This is a genomic window from Virgibacillus necropolis, assembly GCF_002224365.1.
Taxonomy (GTDB): domain Bacteria; phylum Bacillota; class Bacilli; order Bacillales; family Amphibacillaceae; genus Virgibacillus_F; species Virgibacillus_F necropolis.
The window spans coordinates 994,741-1,015,305 of the sequence record NZ_CP022437.1 but is presented as its reverse complement, the minus strand read 5'-3'; the positions used below and the strand labels follow the sequence as shown (position 1 = coordinate 1,015,305).

At 37.1% G+C, this 20,565-nt stretch carries 18 protein-coding genes; 8 read left to right on the top strand and 10 right to left on the bottom strand.

Annotation, left to right across the window (positions count from 1 at the left end; genetic code table 11):
* Positions 1–50: 50 nt before the first annotated feature.
* Positions 51–929: a DnaD domain-containing protein gene (locus tag CFK40_RS04735; RefSeq protein ID WP_089531045.1), complete on the bottom strand. Its 879-nt coding sequence runs from the start codon at positions 927–929 to the stop codon at positions 51–53.
* A gap of 200 nt (positions 930–1,129) precedes the next feature.
* On the opposite strand from CFK40_RS04735, the gene CFK40_RS04730 reads away from it, so the two are divergent.
* Together CFK40_RS04730 and CFK40_RS04725 are read left to right on the top strand one after the other, a co-directional pair.
* Positions 1,130–2,227 carry a hypothetical protein gene (locus CFK40_RS04730; protein ID WP_089531043.1) on the top strand — a complete coding sequence of 366 codons (1,098 nt, stop codon included), beginning with the start codon at positions 1,130–1,132 and terminating at the stop codon, positions 2,225–2,227.
* 2 nt (positions 2,228–2,229) lie between these two features.
* The gene (locus CFK40_RS04725; RefSeq protein WP_089531041.1) at positions 2,230–3,453 is read left to right on the top strand and encodes an amidohydrolase family protein; all 1,224 of its coding nucleotides are present in this window, start codon (positions 2,230–2,232) and stop codon (positions 3,451–3,453) included.
* Between the two features lie 843 nt (positions 3,454–4,296).
* Here CFK40_RS04725 and CFK40_RS20915 read toward each other — a convergent pair.
* Positions 4,297–4,461 carry a hypothetical protein gene (locus tag CFK40_RS20915; RefSeq protein ID WP_161493829.1) on the bottom strand — a complete coding sequence of 55 codons (165 nt, stop codon included), beginning with the start codon at positions 4,459–4,461 and terminating at the stop codon, positions 4,297–4,299.
* Positions 4,451–5,467 (bottom strand): hypothetical protein, encoded by a 1,017-nt coding sequence (locus CFK40_RS04715; RefSeq protein WP_152640099.1) that lies wholly within the window; start codon positions 5,465–5,467, stop codon positions 4,451–4,453. The genes CFK40_RS20915 and CFK40_RS04715 overlap by 11 nt, the downstream gene beginning before the upstream one ends.
* A gap of 1,534 nt (positions 5,468–7,001) precedes the next feature.
* Between CFK40_RS04715 and CFK40_RS04710 the strand changes: the two genes are divergently transcribed.
* The 4 genes from CFK40_RS04710 (at position 7,002) to CFK40_RS04695 (ending at position 12,493) form a co-directional block, all read left to right on the top strand.
* Positions 7,002–8,423, top strand: a complete 1,422-nt coding sequence (locus CFK40_RS04710; protein WP_089531036.1) for a sodium:solute symporter family protein — start codon at positions 7,002–7,004, stop codon at positions 8,421–8,423.
* Positions 8,424–8,454: 31 nt separating this feature from the next.
* The gene (locus CFK40_RS04705; protein WP_089531034.1) at positions 8,455–10,110 is read left to right on the top strand and encodes an amidohydrolase; all 1,656 of its coding nucleotides are present in this window, start codon (positions 8,455–8,457) and stop codon (positions 10,108–10,110) included.
* A gap of 3 nt (positions 10,111–10,113) precedes the next feature.
* Positions 10,114–11,331: a Zn-dependent hydrolase gene (locus CFK40_RS04700; protein ID WP_089531032.1), complete on the top strand. Its 1,218-nt coding sequence runs from the start codon at positions 10,114–10,116 to the stop codon at positions 11,329–11,331.
* Between the two features lie 739 nt (positions 11,332–12,070).
* Positions 12,071–12,493 (top strand): LysM peptidoglycan-binding domain-containing protein, encoded by a 423-nt coding sequence (locus CFK40_RS04695; RefSeq protein ID WP_264371390.1) that lies wholly within the window; start codon positions 12,071–12,073, stop codon positions 12,491–12,493.
* A gap of 357 nt (positions 12,494–12,850) precedes the next feature.
* Here the strand turns inward: CFK40_RS04695 and CFK40_RS04690 are convergent, their stop codons facing one another.
* Genes CFK40_RS04690 through CFK40_RS04675 form a run of 4 tightly spaced genes read right to left on the bottom strand, consistent with a single transcriptional unit; the run spans position 12,851 to position 16,344 of the window.
* Positions 12,851–13,609: an amino acid ABC transporter ATP-binding protein gene (locus CFK40_RS04690; RefSeq protein ID WP_089534289.1), complete on the bottom strand. Its 759-nt coding sequence runs from the start codon at positions 13,607–13,609 to the stop codon at positions 12,851–12,853.
* A 51-nt stretch (positions 13,610–13,660) separates the two neighbouring features.
* Positions 13,661–14,314: an amino acid ABC transporter permease gene (locus tag CFK40_RS04685; protein ID WP_089531029.1), complete on the bottom strand. Its 654-nt coding sequence runs from the start codon at positions 14,312–14,314 to the stop codon at positions 13,661–13,663.
* Between the two features lie 56 nt (positions 14,315–14,370).
* A complete protein-coding gene (locus CFK40_RS04680) occupies positions 14,371–15,522 on the bottom strand; it encodes a saccharopine dehydrogenase family protein (protein ID WP_089531027.1) in 1,152 nt (383 codons plus the stop codon).
* A 21-nt stretch (positions 15,523–15,543) separates the two neighbouring features.
* Entirely contained in the window at positions 15,544–16,344 is an 801-nt protein-coding gene (locus tag CFK40_RS04675; protein ID WP_089531025.1) for a transporter substrate-binding domain-containing protein, read from the bottom strand.
* 117 nt (positions 16,345–16,461) lie between these two features.
* Between CFK40_RS04675 and CFK40_RS04670 the strand changes: the two genes are divergently transcribed.
* Complete coding sequence (locus CFK40_RS04670; RefSeq protein ID WP_227001863.1) at positions 16,462–17,211, top strand: GntR family transcriptional regulator; 750 nt, start codon at positions 16,462–16,464, stop codon at positions 17,209–17,211.
* A gap of 297 nt (positions 17,212–17,508) precedes the next feature.
* On the top strand, positions 17,509–18,732 hold the full coding sequence (locus CFK40_RS04665; protein ID WP_089531023.1) for an MFS transporter: 1,224 nt from the start codon (positions 17,509–17,511) through the stop codon (positions 18,730–18,732).
* Positions 18,733–18,889: 157 nt separating this feature from the next.
* Here CFK40_RS04665 and mdh read toward each other — a convergent pair whose 3' ends face one another.
* Genes mdh through CFK40_RS04650 form a run of 3 tightly spaced genes read right to left on the bottom strand, consistent with a single transcriptional unit; the run spans position 18,890 to position 20,553 of the window.
* Entirely contained in the window at positions 18,890–19,825 is a 936-nt protein-coding gene (gene mdh, locus CFK40_RS04660; RefSeq protein WP_089531021.1) for a malate dehydrogenase, read from the bottom strand.
* 22 nt (positions 19,826–19,847) lie between these two features.
* Positions 19,848–20,279, bottom strand: a complete 432-nt coding sequence (locus tag CFK40_RS04655) for a BMC domain-containing protein (protein ID WP_089531020.1) — start codon at positions 20,277–20,279, stop codon at positions 19,848–19,850.
* Positions 20,272–20,553, bottom strand: coding sequence for a EutN/CcmL family microcompartment protein (locus tag CFK40_RS04650; RefSeq protein ID WP_089531018.1), 282 nt, complete (start codon positions 20,551–20,553; stop codon positions 20,272–20,274). Before CFK40_RS04650 ends, CFK40_RS04655 begins: the two co-directional genes overlap by 8 nt.
* Positions 20,554–20,565: the final 12 nt, after the last annotated feature.

Sequence of the window (20,565 nt, the reverse complement as noted above, 5' to 3'; positions counted from 1 at the left end):
GAGACTAGTAACTATTACTAGTCTCCACACGCAAACAAACCCTCCACCCTTCACTCAGCCATTCTCCACTTTTCAAGCTTCGCCAAAATTCTCGCCTCCTCTGCTTGATCTACAACCGAATCCCACTCCTTCCCTATCGCTTCTTTTTCCTTCCTTTTCAACTTTTCTTGTCTCTTCTGCTCTGTAAACCAATCTGGAACAATTTCCTCAGGAGTAGTTCTAGAAGTAAACGAGCGTGATCCTTTCCGCCCTTCCTTTTCCCTACGAAATTCCACTTCTTCAGATTGTGCCGCAGCAACACTAGTAATTCCCTTCTTTACCCACGCCTGCAGAATGCCTTTAACATATCCCCAATTCGCTTTTCCTCGTTCTAACGCTCGTTTCATTGCATCCAAAATTAAAGGTTCACCTAGATCGTTAACCCAATTAATCATATCGTTAGCGACGTATGGCGTAATCGCACCAAAATTTTCTTGGAAGAATACAATCGCGTCATCTGTAGTTGTTGTATTGTTTTGTTTATCTTTTTGTTTAGGTTTTATTAATGGGGTCAATTTGTGGTCCACATTATGGGTCACGTTATTGGTTGCCTTTTGCTCATGCTGTAGACCAGTTTCCTCTATGTAGTCCACTTTTCCAGTCATATCGTTGTACAAACAAACCATTTTATAGATTGCCAATTGATTGCCACCTCTGGATGTCATCTGAATAAACCCATTGTCCTCTAACTCCTTGCGTGCACGTTTAAACCCGCTATCCGTTAATCCAGCTTTCTCCCTTAGTTTGGATGCCGCAACAGTAAATTCCTCTCTCCAGCCAAGCCGATTATTGATGTCTGTCAAGGTATACCATAGTGACCTTGCGTTTACAGATAGTGGTTCCAAATCAATCTTTAAATGAAAAGCGTTCAGTTGTTTGATGTAATTCATATTCTCCACCCTTAATCATAAAATAGTCCTTCATACTATAATCGAATAAAGTACCCTGTTAGGTGGCATCTAAAATTAAAAAAATTTTAAAAACGTCTTTTTTGTTAAAAAGACGCTCTACTAATTAATTTACACTATAGGCAAACACACATTTTCTCCTTCCTTCATATTCTATAAAAAAGTAGGTTGGGGGAGTTTTTATGGAAGATAAACAGGAGACACAATCAAATGTTCCTTCTAATCGGTCGAAATGGCATTATTATGAAGTAATTGGTATTTTGTTAGTTCTTATTTCACTTGCCCTACTATTCTTTGCGCCAAATTCACTATCTTCTTTATTTGATACCATTATAAATGAGGTCAAACCAATAGTAGTAGATGTATTTTTGACCGGTGAAGTCGGTATTGCAATTATCGTCAGCGTCATCATGGGACGTATGTTGGAACGGCTGGGATTCACCGATGGCTTAATACGGATCTTAGTCCCTATTATGAAATTGTTCAGAATAAATCCATCTGTCATTATTCCGAGTGTTTATAATATCCTAGGAGATATTAATGCTGCTGGACAAATTGCCGGGCCAATCCTTGTTAAAGCAAAGGCAACGAGAGATGAACAAAAAATTGCTGTAGCTACGATGATTCAATCGCCTCAATCCTTTGCTACATTTGTTTTAGGACTCATCGCATTAGCCGTATTCAATATTAATGCATTTCCACTCGTGATTTTAGGGATTTTTCTACCAATCATTGTTGTCCCATTCATTTTATCCAAAACGATTTATCGGAACACTAGGAGCGTTTCACTGGGTGAGCTTCCTCGATTCACGCCGAATACGAAATTCATGAATACAATTTTTTCTTCTGCAAAAGAAGGAACTGAGTTACTATTTTTAATTATTATTCCTGCTGTGGCTGTCGTATTTTTCTTCATAGGTGTTTTAAAATATATAGGAATATGGGATCCAATTGAATCGAGCCTAGCATCCATTTTAACACTGATTAGCATTGAACCATCTACAGGTATTGTCTCTATTCTAGCCGCACCGACTCTTGCTGTTGCTCAATTAGCTGATTTAGCTACTTCTATTGATCCCCGCCTAATCGTTGGTTCATTTATTTTGGCAAATTCCGGTCTCCCACTATCTGTAATATTCGGTCAAATACCTGCTACATGGAAAGAAACATCTGATTTACATGAAAGAGAAGCACTTGTAGCCGCTGTGGTAGGACTAATAATCCGAGTCGCTACCGCTTGTATTCTTGGTTATTTACTAACTCCATTTTTGGTGGTGTAAGAATGAATAATGCTTATATAATTCGTGGTAAAAAAATCATAACCATAAGTGATCAGGGGACTGTTTACGATGGATCCATAGTAGTTGCAGATGGAAAAATTGTCGAGGTTGGGGATTGGACTAATATATACAATAAATACGCTGAAATGGGAGTTATTGATTGTTCCGATCATGTAATCACACCATCATTAGTGGACTGTCACACACATTTATTAGAGTTTGCACCTACTTCTTTATATCCCGTTACAAAAGAAACACATTTTCTAGCAGGAAAATCAATCCTGCTCCACGCTTTATCATCAGGAATAACTGCTCTTGGTGAACAGATTTGCGGCCACCCAATGTGTGACTTTTCAATTGATGACTATCGAGAAGTGATCAAAGACGTTCCACTAGACATTTCATTCGCAGCTACGAGCATATCCATTGGCTTCGAACAATTAGCACACTTTACGTCTGTTACGAAATCAATTCCCGTGAAACAAACGGATCTATCAAACTTCCTTTTGGTAAAAGAAATGGCCAGGCGAAGTGATTATCCCGGGGAGAATATTTTCATCAATGCGACACCAGCTAATTTTACCGCGGATGTAGTTCCTCGAGCTGGTGAAATTATTTATACCGCCGATGAATTAAAGAAAATAGTAAAAATCTATCACCAAACCGGCAAGCAAATCGGTGCTCATGTAGCCGGCGCAGATGGAATCGGGATGACGCTAGACGCACATCTTGACGTTCTTCACCATGCACATGGTATTACTAATGAACAGTTAAATAGGGTTAAAAGACAAGGGGTGAAAATTGTAGCAACCCCTATGGGTGGCACTCATCTTGAACCAAATTCACCAGAAAATATTTTAAAAATAACGCAAAAAAACGTCCCTGTTTCTATTGCAACTGATGCCTATCTTCCACCATACCCGAGTATAAACTGGCTGCCTTTTCAAAATCAGGAATTAAAAGGACCCGACATGTTGATGTTAATTGCTCAACCTGCCATGCAGCTCCTTAAGGAAAATGGATATGACGAGAACGAAACCCTTGCCTTAATAACTGCAAATCCTGCAAGTATTCTTAGAAAAGATAAAGAGTTTGGTAGGTTAATAAAAGGTATGGATGCAAACTTTTTGATTACAGATGGTATTCCCGGATTGGAAATTAGTGATATCAAGAAGATTCATAAAGTTTATTTTAGAGGTAGAAAAGTAATTGATCGAACACTTTAAGTTCGCTGTCATCTGGAACTATTTGATTAGTTTCGGGTGACAGGCTCGTTCAAAATAGCACCTCTCCAGCTAAGCCGATTATTGATGTCTGTCAGGGTATACCATAGTGACCTTCCGTTTACAGATATTGGTTCCAAATCGATCTTTAAATGAAAAGCGTTTAGTTGTTTGATATAATTCATATTCTCCACCCAATGATAAAATAAAATGTTCATACTATAATCGTATAAAGCACCCTATTTGGTGGCACTCTCCTACCATACCTTCACCCGATATCTTCAAGCTGTTCATAAATAAGAATTGGCTTTACACATATCTAATTTTCTTATCCTACTATCGTCGCAACGTATTCTCCCCCTACCTTAAAAATACACGTGTGGCAGAGATTCCATTTTAGTTTCTCCGCACTAAAAAAGCCCCAAACAAGCGCCACCCACGCTCATTTGAGACTCTACCACAAACGTATTAAACCAAAATCACCCACAAATTTGGTGGTTTTTTTAAACAAGAAGTGACAGGACTAAATCGATTAGAGTCCACTACTGCTTAACCTCTAATACCTTAATCATTTGTTTTATAATTACCATAACAGCATGGTATGTTGACATTTAGAACTTTCCTTTGTTTGCCTACTATCCCTGAATAGAATCCACCTCGAGGTACCCTTTTCCCTATAGATGCTTTAATTCCCACTTTTTCTAACCGTTTAATTATTCTTTGCTGCTCTTGTTGAAAAACCTCACATGTTTTATTATTACACACTGTTAAAACACCTCTTTATTTGTATTCCCAGTGTATACCTATGTTATGCAAAATAAAAAAAGACCGAAGCTCGGCCTTTTCTTAAATATTTAAAACCCTTTCTTTTCTTTCACTTCCAACTATTCCAGAATATTTTCCGTTTTTGGGCGACTTTTTTCCTGGCAACACTTTTATACCTGCACTTTGTAAACGACTTATTACTTCTGTTTGTTTACTTGTCTGCTGATTTGTATTTTTAGCTCCCATTCGAATCACCTACCCTCTCTATACTTCTATTATATATGTTTTCCAAATCAATTAAAAGAGTTTCAAAGTCATCACCTATATAAGACATAATCGCGTTGTATCCTTCATCTGCTAAAATACTTGCATCTAAAGCTATTAAGAACAATGTTTCTTCATTACGAACTTTAACTAACCTAGTTAAATACTGTCTATTTAACTTCTCATTATCTCTGGTATGTGTAAACGTATAATAGGAATCGTTCATTAACGCGCCCCGTAAAAGACCTGTTCGATAATCATCCAAAAGTGAATCAAATTTCTCCTCAGGACTTCCTAATGATTCGATTCCTAATTGGTAATCCTTCTCTAGGATTTCAAGTCCCAGAACCATAAGTGAACATAGGCAAGCATCTTCCTCCTTCATTGAAGATTGAGATTTTTCACTTAAAATACTATATGTATCTAGTACAAAGTCCAAAAGTAAATTTGGGTCATCTTCTTCTATTAAAAGTTCTTTTGCCCTTCTAAATTCATTTATGAATCTACTTTCTGACCTATAGTATAACTGATGAATTGCATTTATATTCACATCTTCTACTACTGTTCCATCAATAAAATTTAGTTTAAAAGTTGTGTTCCGATTCAAATTTTGTTCTAGGAATTGATATAATTGAACAGCTATAACATATGGGTGTTTTTTTATAAAATGGTTTAACAATTTAGAAAGGTTATCTTTTAAACGATAATTACTCAGTTCCGAATTAGCATGTATTAGGATTTCCATTTCAGATTCTAATTTCGTTTTTAAATTATTTATTTCATCATTTTTTCTGTTCAACCAAAACTTAAATAAAATGATAAAAAATACTACAAGTAATAGAAACCAGACTATTGATATTTTACGCTCATCTATGAATGGCTTTAACCAGTCTACATAAAACGATTGGGCTTGATTGGAATGTTCTATCCATAAGTCAAAAATTAAAATAAAAACTGAACTAAGAATAATATAAATATATTTCATCATCTCTCACCTTCTCGTATTAAGAACTACGCCAAACAACGGCCATGGTAACTTAAACACAGTGGTTTTTTATATATTAAATACGCTTTACCGATATGGTTTTTTGTTACAAGCTCCCCAGATTGCTTCATATTTCTCTGATTCAATCGTTTAATCATTAGCATGCAATAACTGCATTAGCCTTTCATAACTATCAAATAAATTCATTCTTATATCATTCCTATCATCATATCTACCAATATCTCCTTTACGTAAAATGACATCCAAAGCCTATTATTAATTCTTGCGAATCCGACAGCTTTAATTTTTGAATGCAAAATGAATCCGTCGCTCATTTTGTTTAACAATCTCGTCAAACAATACTTTCTCTTTCTTCATCATAGTCCGTTAAATAAATCTCTATTTTAATGTACCTAGTAGTTAAAATCATTATAGAACATTTGTTTGTTCCAAGAAATTCTTAGAAGATTTTCAGGATAATGAGAGTAATAAAAAAGAGGAAAACGTGGATGATGAGGATGAAGAAGAAAAGTAAAATGGATCTATTCCAAGAAATTAGACACAATTAGTTATCCCCATGTTTCTTCGCCAATTGGAACCATTTGTAACTCCTGCCCAAAGCCCGGGCTTTTTAAAAAAACAATCGTCTATTATTATTATCGCTTAAGCGTCGCAGAAGGGGGGTGTTTTGGAAGAATACTTTCGGGTGAAAAGCACTTATACGAAAATAAAAAAAGCACCTCATTTTACATAGGCACTCTCCTGCCAAATGTTCACTCAATATCGTCAAGCTGTTTCCATAACTAAGAATCACCTTCACCAATATCTAGTTTTTTCATCCCTTTCAGTGACATACTTATAGCTTTGTGTACTTAATTTATTCTTATTCTTAAACAAAGAAAAAAGACAGCCCAACTTACATGGCTGTCTTTCTTTGTTTTTAATATTAACCTTTAATTTTTCGTTTCGTTCCCCAACTATTCCAGAATACTCTCCATGTCGGAGGGGGGGTTCTTTTTATTCTCGAACTTCATTCCAGCACGTCAGAATTGTTCAATGATCCTATTACTATTATCGCTCTAAATATCGCAAAAGGTGGCTTGTTTGGAAGCCCATCTCCACCAAACAATATAGAAAACACACTCGTTCCCCTATAGTCGTCGACACCCAGAACCATAAAAACCCATCCGTACATTCAATCCAAGCATCCAAACAGAACTTATCAAACTTCCCCATAACTGTTATAAATCATTCCAATGATCGTGATTTCTGAAATAATTGATATATCAAAATATAAATGGTTTAATTTATATAGTTGGTTTTTTATACACATCGCCTTTTTGATCGTACTTACAAAGGAGTGAACACAAGAATCGCAAAAACACATAGGCTTTAAACACCCAACTGGCCGAGTCCATTATTCCATCAATTACAAAGAATGGCTTATCCTGTAAATCACCATATTTACTTTCTATAATTCTACCTATGGTGATAAACCAAAACATAAACATACATAACCGAGAGGATTTTTTATAACATGGCATGGTATTTAAGTTACATAATTATTTATTTTATTTTAATGTTTGCAATGGGTTTCTACTATTTTTTCAAAATAAAAACCTATGATGATTACTTAATCGGGGGTTGGAATACAGGTTTCTGGCCGATTGTAGGTACAATAGTCAGTACTTGGTGTGGTGCTGCAGTTTTCATTGGCTGGGTAGGAATGGGCTTTACAGTAGGACTTTCTGGATTTTTTAAGTTTGCACTACCAGGCATTCTGTTTTGTCTTTTATTAATCGTTGCGTTTGCTGGGCCATTGAGAAGGCAAAGACTTTATACATTAGCTGACTTATTTGGTGAAAGATTTGGTGGAAAATCTGGTATTATACCTTCCATTCTCTCCGCATTTGTTTATTCTGTCCCAACTCTTGCTTTACAGATGGTTGGAATGTCTACTATTTTTAATATCACTTTGGGAATTGAAACAAATATAGCAATTGCCTTGTCTTTTGCACTGATATTAGGCTTTACTGTTTTAGGTGGGTTACCAGCAACGATTATAACGGATGCTTTACAATCCATCATCGTAATTATTGGGATTATTGTTTTATTTGTAGCTAGTATTTTCTATGCTGGTGGATTTGAAAACATTATTGCCAATACGCCTTTTGAATTAATTAGTCCGTTAGGTCCTGAAGGGTTTAGTGAAATACTGCTATATGCTTTATCTGTAGGTCCATTTTATCTTGTTTGGCAATCAACATGGCAACGTATCTTTGCTTCGAAAAATGAAAGAGTTGCGAAAAGAGCTGGGGTAACTGGATTTGTAATTGCTGGGGCTATTTCTGTATTACCTTTCTCTATCGGTGTTATTGCTCGCCAATATGTTCCATTAGATCTGGATCCTGATCTGTTGTTTTCCTATGTAACTGCAGAACTTTTACCTCCAGCTGTTGGAGGCATTGTTTTCATTGGTCTGTTGGCCGCACTAATGACGGGTGCTACTTCCTTTATCTTACAAGGCAGTTCTAACTTAACAAGAGATCTATATCAACGATTGATGAAACCGAATGCAGATAATAAACAACTCATGTTCACAGCACGACTAACGGTTGTTATTATCTCCGTACTGGGTTTGATTGCTGCTTACTTCGTTACTGATATCGCGAGCGCTTATCAGTGGGCCCTACGATTATCAGCAACCGTATTGGTTTTTCCATTTCTAGCAGTAATGTTTTGGAAAAAGGTTACAAAAGCTGGGATGTTGTGGAGCATGAGTTTAGCATTAATTGCAACACTAGCATGGCCATTTTTAGAAATTGGAATCGATCATACAATATTTGGTTTTGCAGTGTCCATTATTAGTTTAATTGGAGTCAGCCTAGTGACACAGCATGATCAAACAGAACAAGTTAGAGCCGTTTATTGGGATGATTTAGATTCTGCAAATAAATAAGGCACAGTACAGACTTAAAAGGAGAATTTTTATGAATACAATTGATTTACTTATTACAAATGCAACTATATTAACCCTTGATGAACAAAACACACGCGCGGGTTCTGTAGCTGTATCAAATGGACGTATTCGTAACATTTGGACTTTACCAGAACCTCCACAGGGTGAAGTGAATACCACCTCAACAACTGAGGTGGTTAATCTAAAAGGTGCTACGCTACTACCAGGTTTTATTGATACACATAACCATCTATTAATGTATTCACAATTTCGTACACAAGCCAATTGTAGTACGCCACCAAATCGAACTATTTCAGACATATTGGCAAGAGTGAAAGAACTAGCTGATGAAACTCCTGACGGGGAATGGGTGATGGGTTGGGGATACGATAACACGCTTTTGGAGGAAAAAAGGCATCCTACCCGCGAAGAATTGGATACAGTAGCACCTAACAACCCTGTTCTCTTGCGCCATATTTCCGTACATTTTGGTGCTGCAAATTCACTAGCATTGGAAAAGGCCGGTCTTGACGAAACCATTCAAGATCCAGAGGGTGGTCGCTTTGGTCGTGATGAACACGGACAATTAAATGGTGTATTACATGAGTTATCAGCATTAGCACCTGTACAAGCCGCCATTCCTACACCGTCTATAGAGGAAATGGCTAATCTAATTGGGGAAGCATCCAAGGATTACCTGGCACAGGGAATCACCACAAATTCAGATGCTGGCGTGGGACTTGATCTTGGAATAGCTGAATTCGATGCACATTTGCTTGCGCTTGAAAAAGGAACTAATCCGCTTCGTATGCGCTTATTAGTTCTTCATCATCTATTAGGTGAAAAAGGACCTTTTAAGGACTATTCAGCTAAACAGCTTGACGAAGAAATTAAAAAACGATCCAATAATCGCGCTACATTAGATAGTGCTAAACTATTCCAGGATGGTTCCATTCAAGGAATGACAGCAGCACTTAGGGAGCCCTATCATTGCGATTCTAGTTATTATGGTGAACTCTCCCGAAAACAGGAAGAATTTAATAATGAAGTTTTAGATTTACACAAACGAGGATTTCGTATTGCTATACACGGTAACGGGGACCGGGCTATTGGTTCTATTTTGGATGCGTATGAATATGCTTTAGCAGCTGAACCACGTGCAGATCACCTTCACCGCATTGAACATATACAAACAGCTACATCAAATGACTTAGATAGAATGCGTGAACTAGGTGTTGTAGGCTCATTTTTCATCAACCATGTTTACTACTGGGGTGATAGGCACAAAAATATTTTCTTAGGACCTGATAGAGCCAAAAGAATTAATCCATTAGCTGATGCTTCAGAACGAGATATACTTTATACGTTACACTCAGACTGTCCAATCACACCTATATCTCCTTTATTTTCCATTTGGGCAGCCGTAAATCGCCGAACAATGGAGGGTGAAGTTTTAGGAGAAGATCAATGCATTAGTGTAGAGAAGGCATTGAAAACGATGACGATTGATGGAGCTAAGTTAAATTCTGATGAAAAGAATGTTGGTAGTATTGAAGTTGGAAAGCTGGCAGACTTTGCCGTTTTGGATTCAGATCCAACAAGTATTGATCCGATGGAAATTAAAGATATTGAGATTATTGCTACCTTTATTAACGGTAAACCCGTCTATGAAAAAGTGGGGAATTAAAAGATGATTAATATCGATAGATTAAAGTCACGTATGCTGGAAATGGCGGAGATTGGAAAAACCAATAATAATGGTGTAACAAGACTTGCTCTTTCAGAAGAGGAACGAAGAGGACGGCTCTTATTAATCCAATGGATGAAAGATTTAGGACTAGCTGTTCGCTATGATGATTTTGGAAATATCTATGGTAGAAGTGAAGGTACAGATCCTAATGCCTCTGTAATTATGTCTGGATCACATATTGATTCTGTGCCAAAAGGCGGCAAGTTTGATGGAGTTTTAGGCGTATTAGGTGCGTTAGAGGCAGTTGAATCTATGTTGGAAAAAGGAATAAAACATCGTCATCCAATTGAAATTGTTTCTTTTACGAACGAAGAAGGTGCTAGATTCACACCACAAATGTTGGGAAGCGGTGCGGTTACTGGTGAATTTTCTCGTGAATATATCTATAATCGTACGGATGATGAAGGATTTCGTTTTGAAGATGAATTAAAAAAAATAAACTTCGTAGGTGACGAGAAAAATCGATTGGACAATGTAGGGACCTTTATTGAAATGCATATTGAGCAAGGACCGGTTTTAGAAACAAGCCAGCAAACAATTGGTGTAGTAGAGGGAATTGCTGGCTTTTCATGGATGGAAGTAACAATTACCGGAGAGTCAAATCATTCTGGCACAACACCTATGTCACATCGTAAAGACTCCCTTGTTACTGCTGCTATAGCAATTAAGAAAATATCTGATTGGGCAAAAAACGAACCAGAAGGCATCGTCGCAACCATTGGAAAGATTCAAACAAACCCCGACATCATTAATGCTGTACCTGGCGAGACATCCTTCACGATTGATATTCGTTGTCCAAGAGAAGATCAATTTGAACAATGTGTTAAGGAAGTGAAAGAAATCATTGAAAAAATCGTTAACGAAGATTCATTAACTTATTCCATTAATGAAATCCGAACCCACTCCCCAGTAATTTTTTCAAATCGCATTGTAGCGACTATTGAGGAAGTTTGTAAAGGGCAAAATCTTTCTTACAGGCTTATGAGTAGTGGTGCTGGACACGATGCAATGTATATGAACAATATAGCAGAAACTGCCATGATATTCGTTCCAACTGTAAACGGGAAAAGTCATTGTGAGGAAGAAGATACCTTATGGACAGATATTGAAAAAGGTGCGTCTGTTCTTTATGAAACCTTGGCGAGTTTGGCAGAATAAATAACACTACGTTAAATCAAGCGAGGTCTTTGTTCTAATGAAATGAACAAAGACCTTTTAGTATTTCATTTATTCAATCACCTTTAAAACAATAAATATAATGCAAGAGGGTTAAAATTAATCATCATCCAACCTCTCCACTATTTCCTTAAGCCCTGCATCCCTTAACTTCTTCCTCACTCGTTTCGTTTCCCTTGGCTATTAACCGCGTAGTGCCCTGCAGTTCTGCAATTTCCTTTACTGACATGTTTACAATTATGTAATAATACATCCAGTTGTATCTAAGGTCGAAAAAAAGCCTTTCAAAACTGTCTTTGAAATTTTTCCGATTCCTTACATGTTGCATTACCTATGCAAATGTCAATTCTTACACCAAAACAAGTGAATTAGCTACAGACTATTACACCAGTGAACGAACAATAATAAATGATTTATATTTAAGGGGTAAAAAAAACAAAAGGACTACCAGCACAAAACCGTGCCATACAGTCCCCTCCCTATAAACGGAACTATCACTTTAAGCGAATTCAATTATTTTACTAATTATTACACAATACTTTCAATTCTATTACAATCCCTAGAAAGCTAGATTAATTATCGAAACCCTTATTGTAAAAGAAATTACATTGGAGGTCTTATTATCAAATATCTTAAACTAGCAATTCTGTTCACCCTTGGACTATTTCTGTTTGCCAATACAACTTACGCAAGTGGGAAGTATACAGTTCAATCAGGGGATGTGTTATCAACAATATCAAAGTCTCATAACGTAAGTCTCAACTCGTTACTCGCGTCCAATTCTTCCATATCTAATCCGGATGTCATCTTTCCTGGACAGATTATAACGATTCCCGACGCAAACGGAAAAACCTTCACAGTCACTGCCTATACCGCGGGATATGAATCAACTGGAAAAAACCCTGGAGATCCGGCGTACGGTGTTACCGCATCGGGTGCCCATGTAAAGGAAGGGCAAACAATCGCTTGTCCATCTTCAATTCCTTTTGGGACAAAAGTACATATCCCTTATTTTGATGAAACATTTAGTTGCCAAGATCGCGGAAGTGCAATTACAAAGGGACGGTTGGATGTATATATGAACGATTTAGATGATGCATTACAGTTCGGTGTAAGAGATTTACAAGTTCAAATTTTAAATTAACACCAAGGATTAGCTTAGGATTACTTAAATAAAATTGATCAAAATCGAGTTCAATTACTCATTTTGATCAATTTTTTAAATAACTAGGATTAACAATAAAACATCAGCTTCATTTGCTAGTACTAACCAGAATAGGTTCGTTGGCCAAAGAAAACCTGATTTCCTTCTCTCATATGTAAGGTTCCGTAACGATTTATTTTCTTTTTTGATGTGAATAAAATGAAATGAATTTGTTACTGAATTAAAACAGACTTCCTGTACCTTATTTATAAATACTCGTGTTTTTTGATTTCCTCTTTAAACACAAAAGAAAAAGTATATCGACGGTGTAGATTTCGACATACTGCCAAAGCTTCCCTATCTATCCGATTCTTCACTTACATCCCTAAGAAACCTTTTAGTTCTTTCCTCTCTAGGCCTATTGAATATCTGATCCGAACTACCTTCCTCCACTATCATACCATCATCCATAAAAATAACACGGTCAGCTACATCCTTGGCAAATCCCATTTCATGCGTTACAACAACCATCGTCATTCCTTCTTTAGCCAGTTCTTTCATTACTAAAAGAACCTCCCGTACTAATTCTGGATCTAATGCTGAGGTGGGCTCGTCATAAAGCATTACCATCGGTTCCATAGAAAGTGCCCTGGCTATAGCAACCCTTTGTTGTTGGCCACCTGAGAGTTTAGCTGGGTAATGGTCCATCCTATCTCCTAAACCAACTTTATTTAATAGTACCTTAGCTTTTTCTTTAGCTTCTTGACGATCCATTTTTTTAATTACAATTGGCCCTTCCATCACATTTTCTAGGGCAGTTTTATGAGGAAATAAATTAAACTGTTGAAACACAAATCCTGTATTCTGGCGCAGTTCTCTAATAGAAGATTTTCTTTTTTTATTTGGTTTAAATCCGGCTATTACCTCGTTTTCACCTAATTTTATAATTCCCGTGTCAGGCTCTTCTAAAAACGTTATACATCGAAGCAACGTCGATTTGCCAGATCCACTCGGCCCCATGATTACTACAACTTCGCTTTTATTCACAGTTAGGTTAATATCCTGCAGCACAATATTGTTATCGAAAGACTTTTTTATGTTTTGAACACTTACTATCTCCATATCTTTTACCCCCTGGCATTCGACTTCTTAAGAGTAAGCAATTTCTTATACAACATGTCTGGATGTTCTCTTCTCAAAACGATCCAATACTACAGTGAAAAATGTAATAACAACCCAGTAGATTGCGGCTGCAATTAAATAAATTGTCAAAGGTTCAAATGTTTTAGCAATTATTAACGTAGACATTTGTAAGAGCTCGGTTACTGTAATGACAGATACTAACGAAGTATCTTTGATTAAAATTATGTACGTATTTGACAGTGTCGGGATAGCTATACGAATGCTTTGCGGCAAAATCACACGTCTCATTGCTTGACCATAAGTCATCCCCATAGAAACGGCCGCTTCCATCTGCCCCTTGTCAACAGCTAATATAGCAGCACGAAAAGACTCAGACAAATAGGAACCTGCATTTAAACTTAACGCTAAAATACTTGATGATATAGGATTCATTGCAATATCTATCTGTGGCAAACCATAGTAAATCACAAATATTTGAACCAAAAGAGGGGTCCCACGAAAAATTGAAATATATACGGATGCAATGGCCCTTAATATTTTCATTTTTGATATTCTTGCTAGTGCTGAGAAGAATCCCAATATTAGTGCAAAAATTACTGACACTACAGCTAACATAATTGTTACTAACGTAGCATTTAATAATGGTGGTAAATAGTCAAAAATTAATGAGAAATCCATGAAGTACCCCTCCATCCAAGTTTTCTATATGAGTATTAATTTAATTTGGCAGTACGTTAACTCGATTCCATTTTGTATTTAATTTCAACACCATTTTCACTTAATTCTTCAATGAAAGGAGTAAACCGATCACCAACAATGATGTTTTCAACTGGAACAACTCCAGTTTCCGTAACTTTTTTATCTAAAATCCAAGTTGCCAACAACATAGCTGGAATTGCAGTTGTTTTAGCCATAGAAGTGATCTTACGTTCATGATCGTAATAATCAATCATTTCCCAAGTGTGCGTTGTGTTCTCTCCATTCTTTTTACCTTTAGCTACTACACGTAAAACAGTAATATCCTCAATTGAGTTACCACGTAGCTTTGGTTCTAATACTTTTTCCGTTAACTTTCTTGGACTTATTAAATTTCCATCAACCTCAATGGACTCTTCTTCAAAAAATCCAAGCTCAGCAAGAACAGACATTTTGCTCCAATGACCTGAATATCTGACTGTTTTCTCATAAAGTCTTTTCACCTTATCCTTAAGTGTATATGCAGTGCTATGCGCATCAGTTATTACTGCTTCACATTCTCCAACTAAATTAGGGAAGTTCATCGTTTCAAGGCCCGACAATGCCGGTAAGTTGATAAGTTCACCATTTTCAACCGCTTTCGCTGGTCTAGTGTATAAGCCCATCACACTTTCCAAACGAAAAACTACTTGGTACCACAATGGAGGTAGCGGGTGCCTCGGTATTCCTCCACAAATCATTACTGCCTCATCCGTCTCATCTAACATTTCAATTCCTTGCGCTGCTAAAAAATTCGTTATCCCAGGCGCTACCCCACAACCCGGTATAACAATAATTCCCGCTTCTTTTGCAAGACCGTCCAATTCCTTCTTTTCTTCATATTTGGACCCAACTAAATCTACTAAGTTACATTTAGCAGAAATCGCTGCATTAACGGCAGGTAAGCTTAATGAATGGGGCAAACACGCAATTGCAACATCGGCATCTTTTAATACCTCATAAATAGCTTCTCCCGTCCGTAAATCAGCTACTTTGCCAACAACTTTAGCATTATCTGTAACAGCCAGACATTTATTAATATTTTCACTAAAACCATCAACCGCAGTTACTTTTTTTATATTTTTATACTTAACAAGTTCTCGAACAACAGTTGTACCAATCATTCCAGTACCCAACACAACAACTTCCATTGTTTCGCCTCCCCCTTATCGTTATTTTACTAGCGGTTCCGAATCAAACCACTTTTTGTAAATTTCAGCGTACGTGCCATCTTCAATCATTCCAGCTAATTCCTCGTTTAGTTTAGCAACAAATTCGGGGCTGTTTTTCTTAACAGCCATACCTATCTCATCTTTGTTAACAATATCGCTTGCTATTCTGATTGGAAGTCCCTCTTCCTTTATGTTGTAGCTCATTAACAATTGATCGTTAATGATCACATCCAGCCTTCCATTAACTAAATCCTGAATGTAGTCGGTAACAGCTTTATACAAGACAACTTCTGCGCCATCAACACTGTTAGCCACCTCTTCGAAAGTTGTTCCTCCCCCTACCCCTACTTTTTTTCCTTTTATATCCTCTAATTTGGTTATATCAGTTGTATCTTCTCTTGTTATTAAAACCGAACCTGTTACTACATATGGATCTGTAAAATCAACACTTTCTTTTCTCTCCTCTGTAACTGTCATTTGTCCAATAACGACGTCAAATTTATCTGCTTTAAGCCCCCCAATAAGACTATCCCACTTAGTAGCGATAAATTCTGCCTCAACACCAAGCCTGTTTGCTAATTCATTGGCTATATCAACATCAAATCCAACGTATTCATTGTTATCATCTAAATAATTAAAGGGTTGATATGTTCCTTCAAATCCTACCCGCAATACTCCTGACTCTTCTACTTTATTAAGAACACTTTCCTTTTTATCCCCACTAGGTTCTGAACTATTATTACAGGCTGTAATTACTAACACTACGAGCAAAATAACGGCTATTTGATAAAAACGTTTCATTTTTTCCACCCTCCATCATATTATTTGTAAGCGGATTCATTTTAAGTTGTATTCTCCTTCCTTAGAATAAAAAATGGTTTGTTTTGTTGTTCAACATTGTAGTACAATTTATATGTAGTGAATATTAGGAAAATACCAATTGTCACTAAAATACTTGATTTATTAGGAGGAATTAAAATAGAAAAGAAAGAGTCCATGAAGCAATATATATATTCTCAATTAAAAGAGGCCATTTTAACAAGAAAGCTTGCACCCGGTAAACAACTAGTTGAAAATACTATTTCTGAAACACTAAATGTAAGTAGAACACCAATTAGAAGTGCAATAAATTTATTAGCTGGTGAAGGTTTAGTAGATATCGTCCCTAACAAGGGTGCCTTTGTTACAAATCCATCTAAGGAGGAGATTTTGCAAGCCTATGAACTACGAAAAAGTTTAGAAATCATGGCAGCTGAGCGTTCGATGAACAACTTAACCGAGGATGACTACATTGAAATGAAATCTATAGTTATAAAAGAAAAAGCTGCTTTAGATAATAAAGATATAGTCAGATATCTAGATGCCAACAAAGATTTTCATATGATTTTCTCTAAGAAATGTGAAAATAAGTTTTTGACTGAGTTTATCGAGAAGCTTATTAAGCAAACCTCTATTTATCTACTACTATTCGATGTCTATTTTGAAGATTCTTCACAGCAACCCTATGGTTACAAAGAACACCTTGAAATAATTGACTTATTTAAACAAAAAAATCTTTCACAATTAAAAAATTGCCTTAGGAACCACTTTGATCACGCAATTGATAACCTAAACATCCACAATGAATACAAGAAACTAGATTCAATATTTGAGACTAAATTAAAGTGATTTAACAATAAAGCCTCCAAACTGGTTTGGAGGCTTTATTTACAGGTGGGTGAATGTAATAATACCTTTTTAAAACTCTCTTCCCTTTCTTCTCAACCTCATTTCGATCTTCACTACCTTAATGAAGCAACTTCACGTTTAATAAAAATAGTAAATTGATTCTCTTGCCATTAATGATATGATTTATATGGAATAGAATTAGGAAAAAATTCAATATAGTGAATACCGGTAATGCAGAAACTGATAAGGCTATCAATTTCAGTAACACTTTTAACCAGGCAGAGAAAGGAAAGACCCATGCAGAAGACGAACAATAAATCAAAACCACCGACTACCAGTCAAACAGTTTATCCTATTTTATTTATCATTGGATTGTGTCATTTACTAAATGATTCCTTACAAGCTGTTATTCCTGCTATGTTTCCTATTTTGGAAAAATCATTCGGGCTAACCTTTACCCAGCTTGGGTTAATTACCTTCACATTAAATATGGTCTCATCTGTCATGCAGCCCTTAATCGGCATATACACAGATAAACGTCCAATGCCCTATGCTCTGCCACTTGGCCTCACAAGCAGCATGTTCGGTATGCTTGGCCTTGCACTGGCACCCAATTTTTTGACAATCCTCATCAGTGTATTATTTATTGGATTGGGTTCAGCTATTTTTCACCCGGAAGGTTCACGCGTGGCCTATCTTGCTGCAGGTACACGAAGAGGGCTTGCCCAGTCAATATACCAGGTTGGAGGGAACTCAGGTCAAGCGCTTGCACCATTAATTACCGCCTTAGTTCTCGTTCCATTGGGACAGTTTGGGGCAATTTGGTTTACCTTGATTGCAGCCCTTGCCGTATTTTTTCTCATACATATTTCAAAATGGTATGCTGCTCAAATGAAGGCATTTTCCAATAATAATATAAGGCACACGGCAAGGAAGCCAGACAAGAAAATGTCAAGATCCATTAAAAATGCGCTAATTGTTCTCGTATTCCTAGTATTTGCTCGTTCATGGTATGCAGCAGCTATTTCTAATTTTTATGCGTTCTATGCGATTGAGAATTATGGGCTAACAATAGCAAAGTCGCAAATATATGTTTTTACCTTCTTATTTATGGGAGCGGTTGGCACGTTCTTCGGTGGCCCGTTAGCAGATCGTTTTGGCAAAAAAAATGTCATTCTAATTTCATTGCTAGCACCTGCCCCACTTGCTTTAGTTTTACCTCATATCGGACCAGTTAGTTCGATTATTTTGTTAGCATCAATTGGCTTTTTGCTGATGTCCAGCTTCTCGGTAAGCGTTGTTTATGCACAGGAGCTCGTCCCTGGGAAAATTGGCACGATGTCAGGTCTTATTGTTGGATTAGCATTTGGCATGGGTGCCATCGGTTCAGTTGCCCTCGGATCACTGATTGATTTGTTTGGTTTGACGACTACCATGATCGCTATCTCATTACTTCCGTTGCTTGGGATTTTAACATATCTCTTGCCATCAGATGAAAAAGTTAGGCAGTGGTATAAATAGACGCTACTGGATTATTGGGTGGACTCTTCCATATTATAAACAATGGATCTACTTCTTTTACTAGAAATTTAAGTATTTATTCTTTCGATCTCCTTATTAAAAGAAAACCAAAGGCTACCGAGAAAAAGTCGGCAGCCTTTGGTTAACTCTATATAATTCATACTAGTGTCAAGACATCTTTAACTGCATTAGCCGAATCATCAAGGGCTTTTTGTTCTTTAGATGTTAGAGGAATTTCGATAATGCTTTCGATACCGTTTCCTCCAAGTATAGTTGGAACGCCTAAATATATATTTTCATAACCATATTCACCCTCAAGATATGCTACAGAAGGTAGAATTCTATTTTTGTCTTTGACAATCGCCTCAGCCATTTGGACCAGGGAAGCCGCCGGGGCATAATATGCACTGCCTTGTCCTAGTAAGTTAACGATCTCTCCCCCGCCTTTACGGGTTCTTTCAACAATAGAACCGATTTGCTCTTCCGATAATAGTTTTTCCAATGGAATTCCACCGGCATGTGAATAGCGAACTAATGGAACCATGCTATCCCCATGCCCCCCCAATACAAACCCAGAAACATCCTCTACTGATACTCCTAATTCTTGGGAAACAAATGTATTAAATCGGGCAGTATCTAGGACTCCTGATTGGCCAATCACACGATTTTTGGGGAACCCGGTTTCTTTATAGCATACATATGTCATCGCATCCACTGGGTTACTTAATACTAAAATATAACTATCTGGGGCATACCGGACAATATTTTCAGATACTTCTTTAATAATCTTGGCATTGGTTACGACCAAATCGTCACGACTCATTCCTGGCTTTCTAGGAATTCCAGCCGTAATTATGACCATATCTGCATCTTGAATATCTTTATAATCAGACGTCCCGGTAATACTTGAATCAAATTTTTGGACTGGACTTGCCTCTAGCATATCCAGCGCTTTTCCTTTGGTTGGATTTTTCATGGATGGGGTATCCACCAAAACTACATCACCAAGTTCTTTTTGCGCAATCATTAAGGCGGTTGTTGTTCCGGTAAACCCGGCCCCGATGACCGCAAACTTTTTTCGCTCAAATGACATGATTTTACCTCCACTACATTACTTATGTTGACTCTTTATTAGTTTCATCCTTTGGAACGTCCTCAAATGATGAGGAATTTTTAAAGGTTGGTTTTTGTTTGCTATCAGTTTCAGACTTCTGCTTACTTTTTTTAGCTGTTCGGGGTTTTGTAATTTTTCTTTCCTTTGTTTGCTCAGGACTATCCTCTTTCATAAGGACTTCCCTAGTTTGATCATCTGGATGTGGAATTACGTAGTGAGCAACAAGCTCTCCCACTCTTTGAGCTGCATCTCTACCCGCTTCAACAGCAGCTTGAACAGCACTTACATCACCCTCGACTAGAATTGTTACCAAAGCAGCATCAATTTTTTCTTGTTTAACAAGATTTACATTTGCAGCTTTTACCATTACGTCAGCAGCCTCAATAGAACCAATGAGCCCCCTTGTTTCAATCATTCCCAATGCTTTAGCCATTTCCTTCACCCCTTTCTACCTCTACGGAATCAACGATACCAATGATTAGTGAGTCAATAGGCAGTTGAACGTTATCAATGCGGGATGCTGAACTTCCATTAGTAACCATGACTTTGTCACCTACACCCGCTCCAATCCGATCAACTGCGACAAATGTTGATGGACTAAATGACGAGAAGGAAGAGTCAGGTTGAACTACTAGGAACTTTAGCCCGGTTAGTCCTTCTTCTTTGCGTGTCGCCCATATATTACCAACCACTTCTCCTACTATCATTGGTTGTCCCTC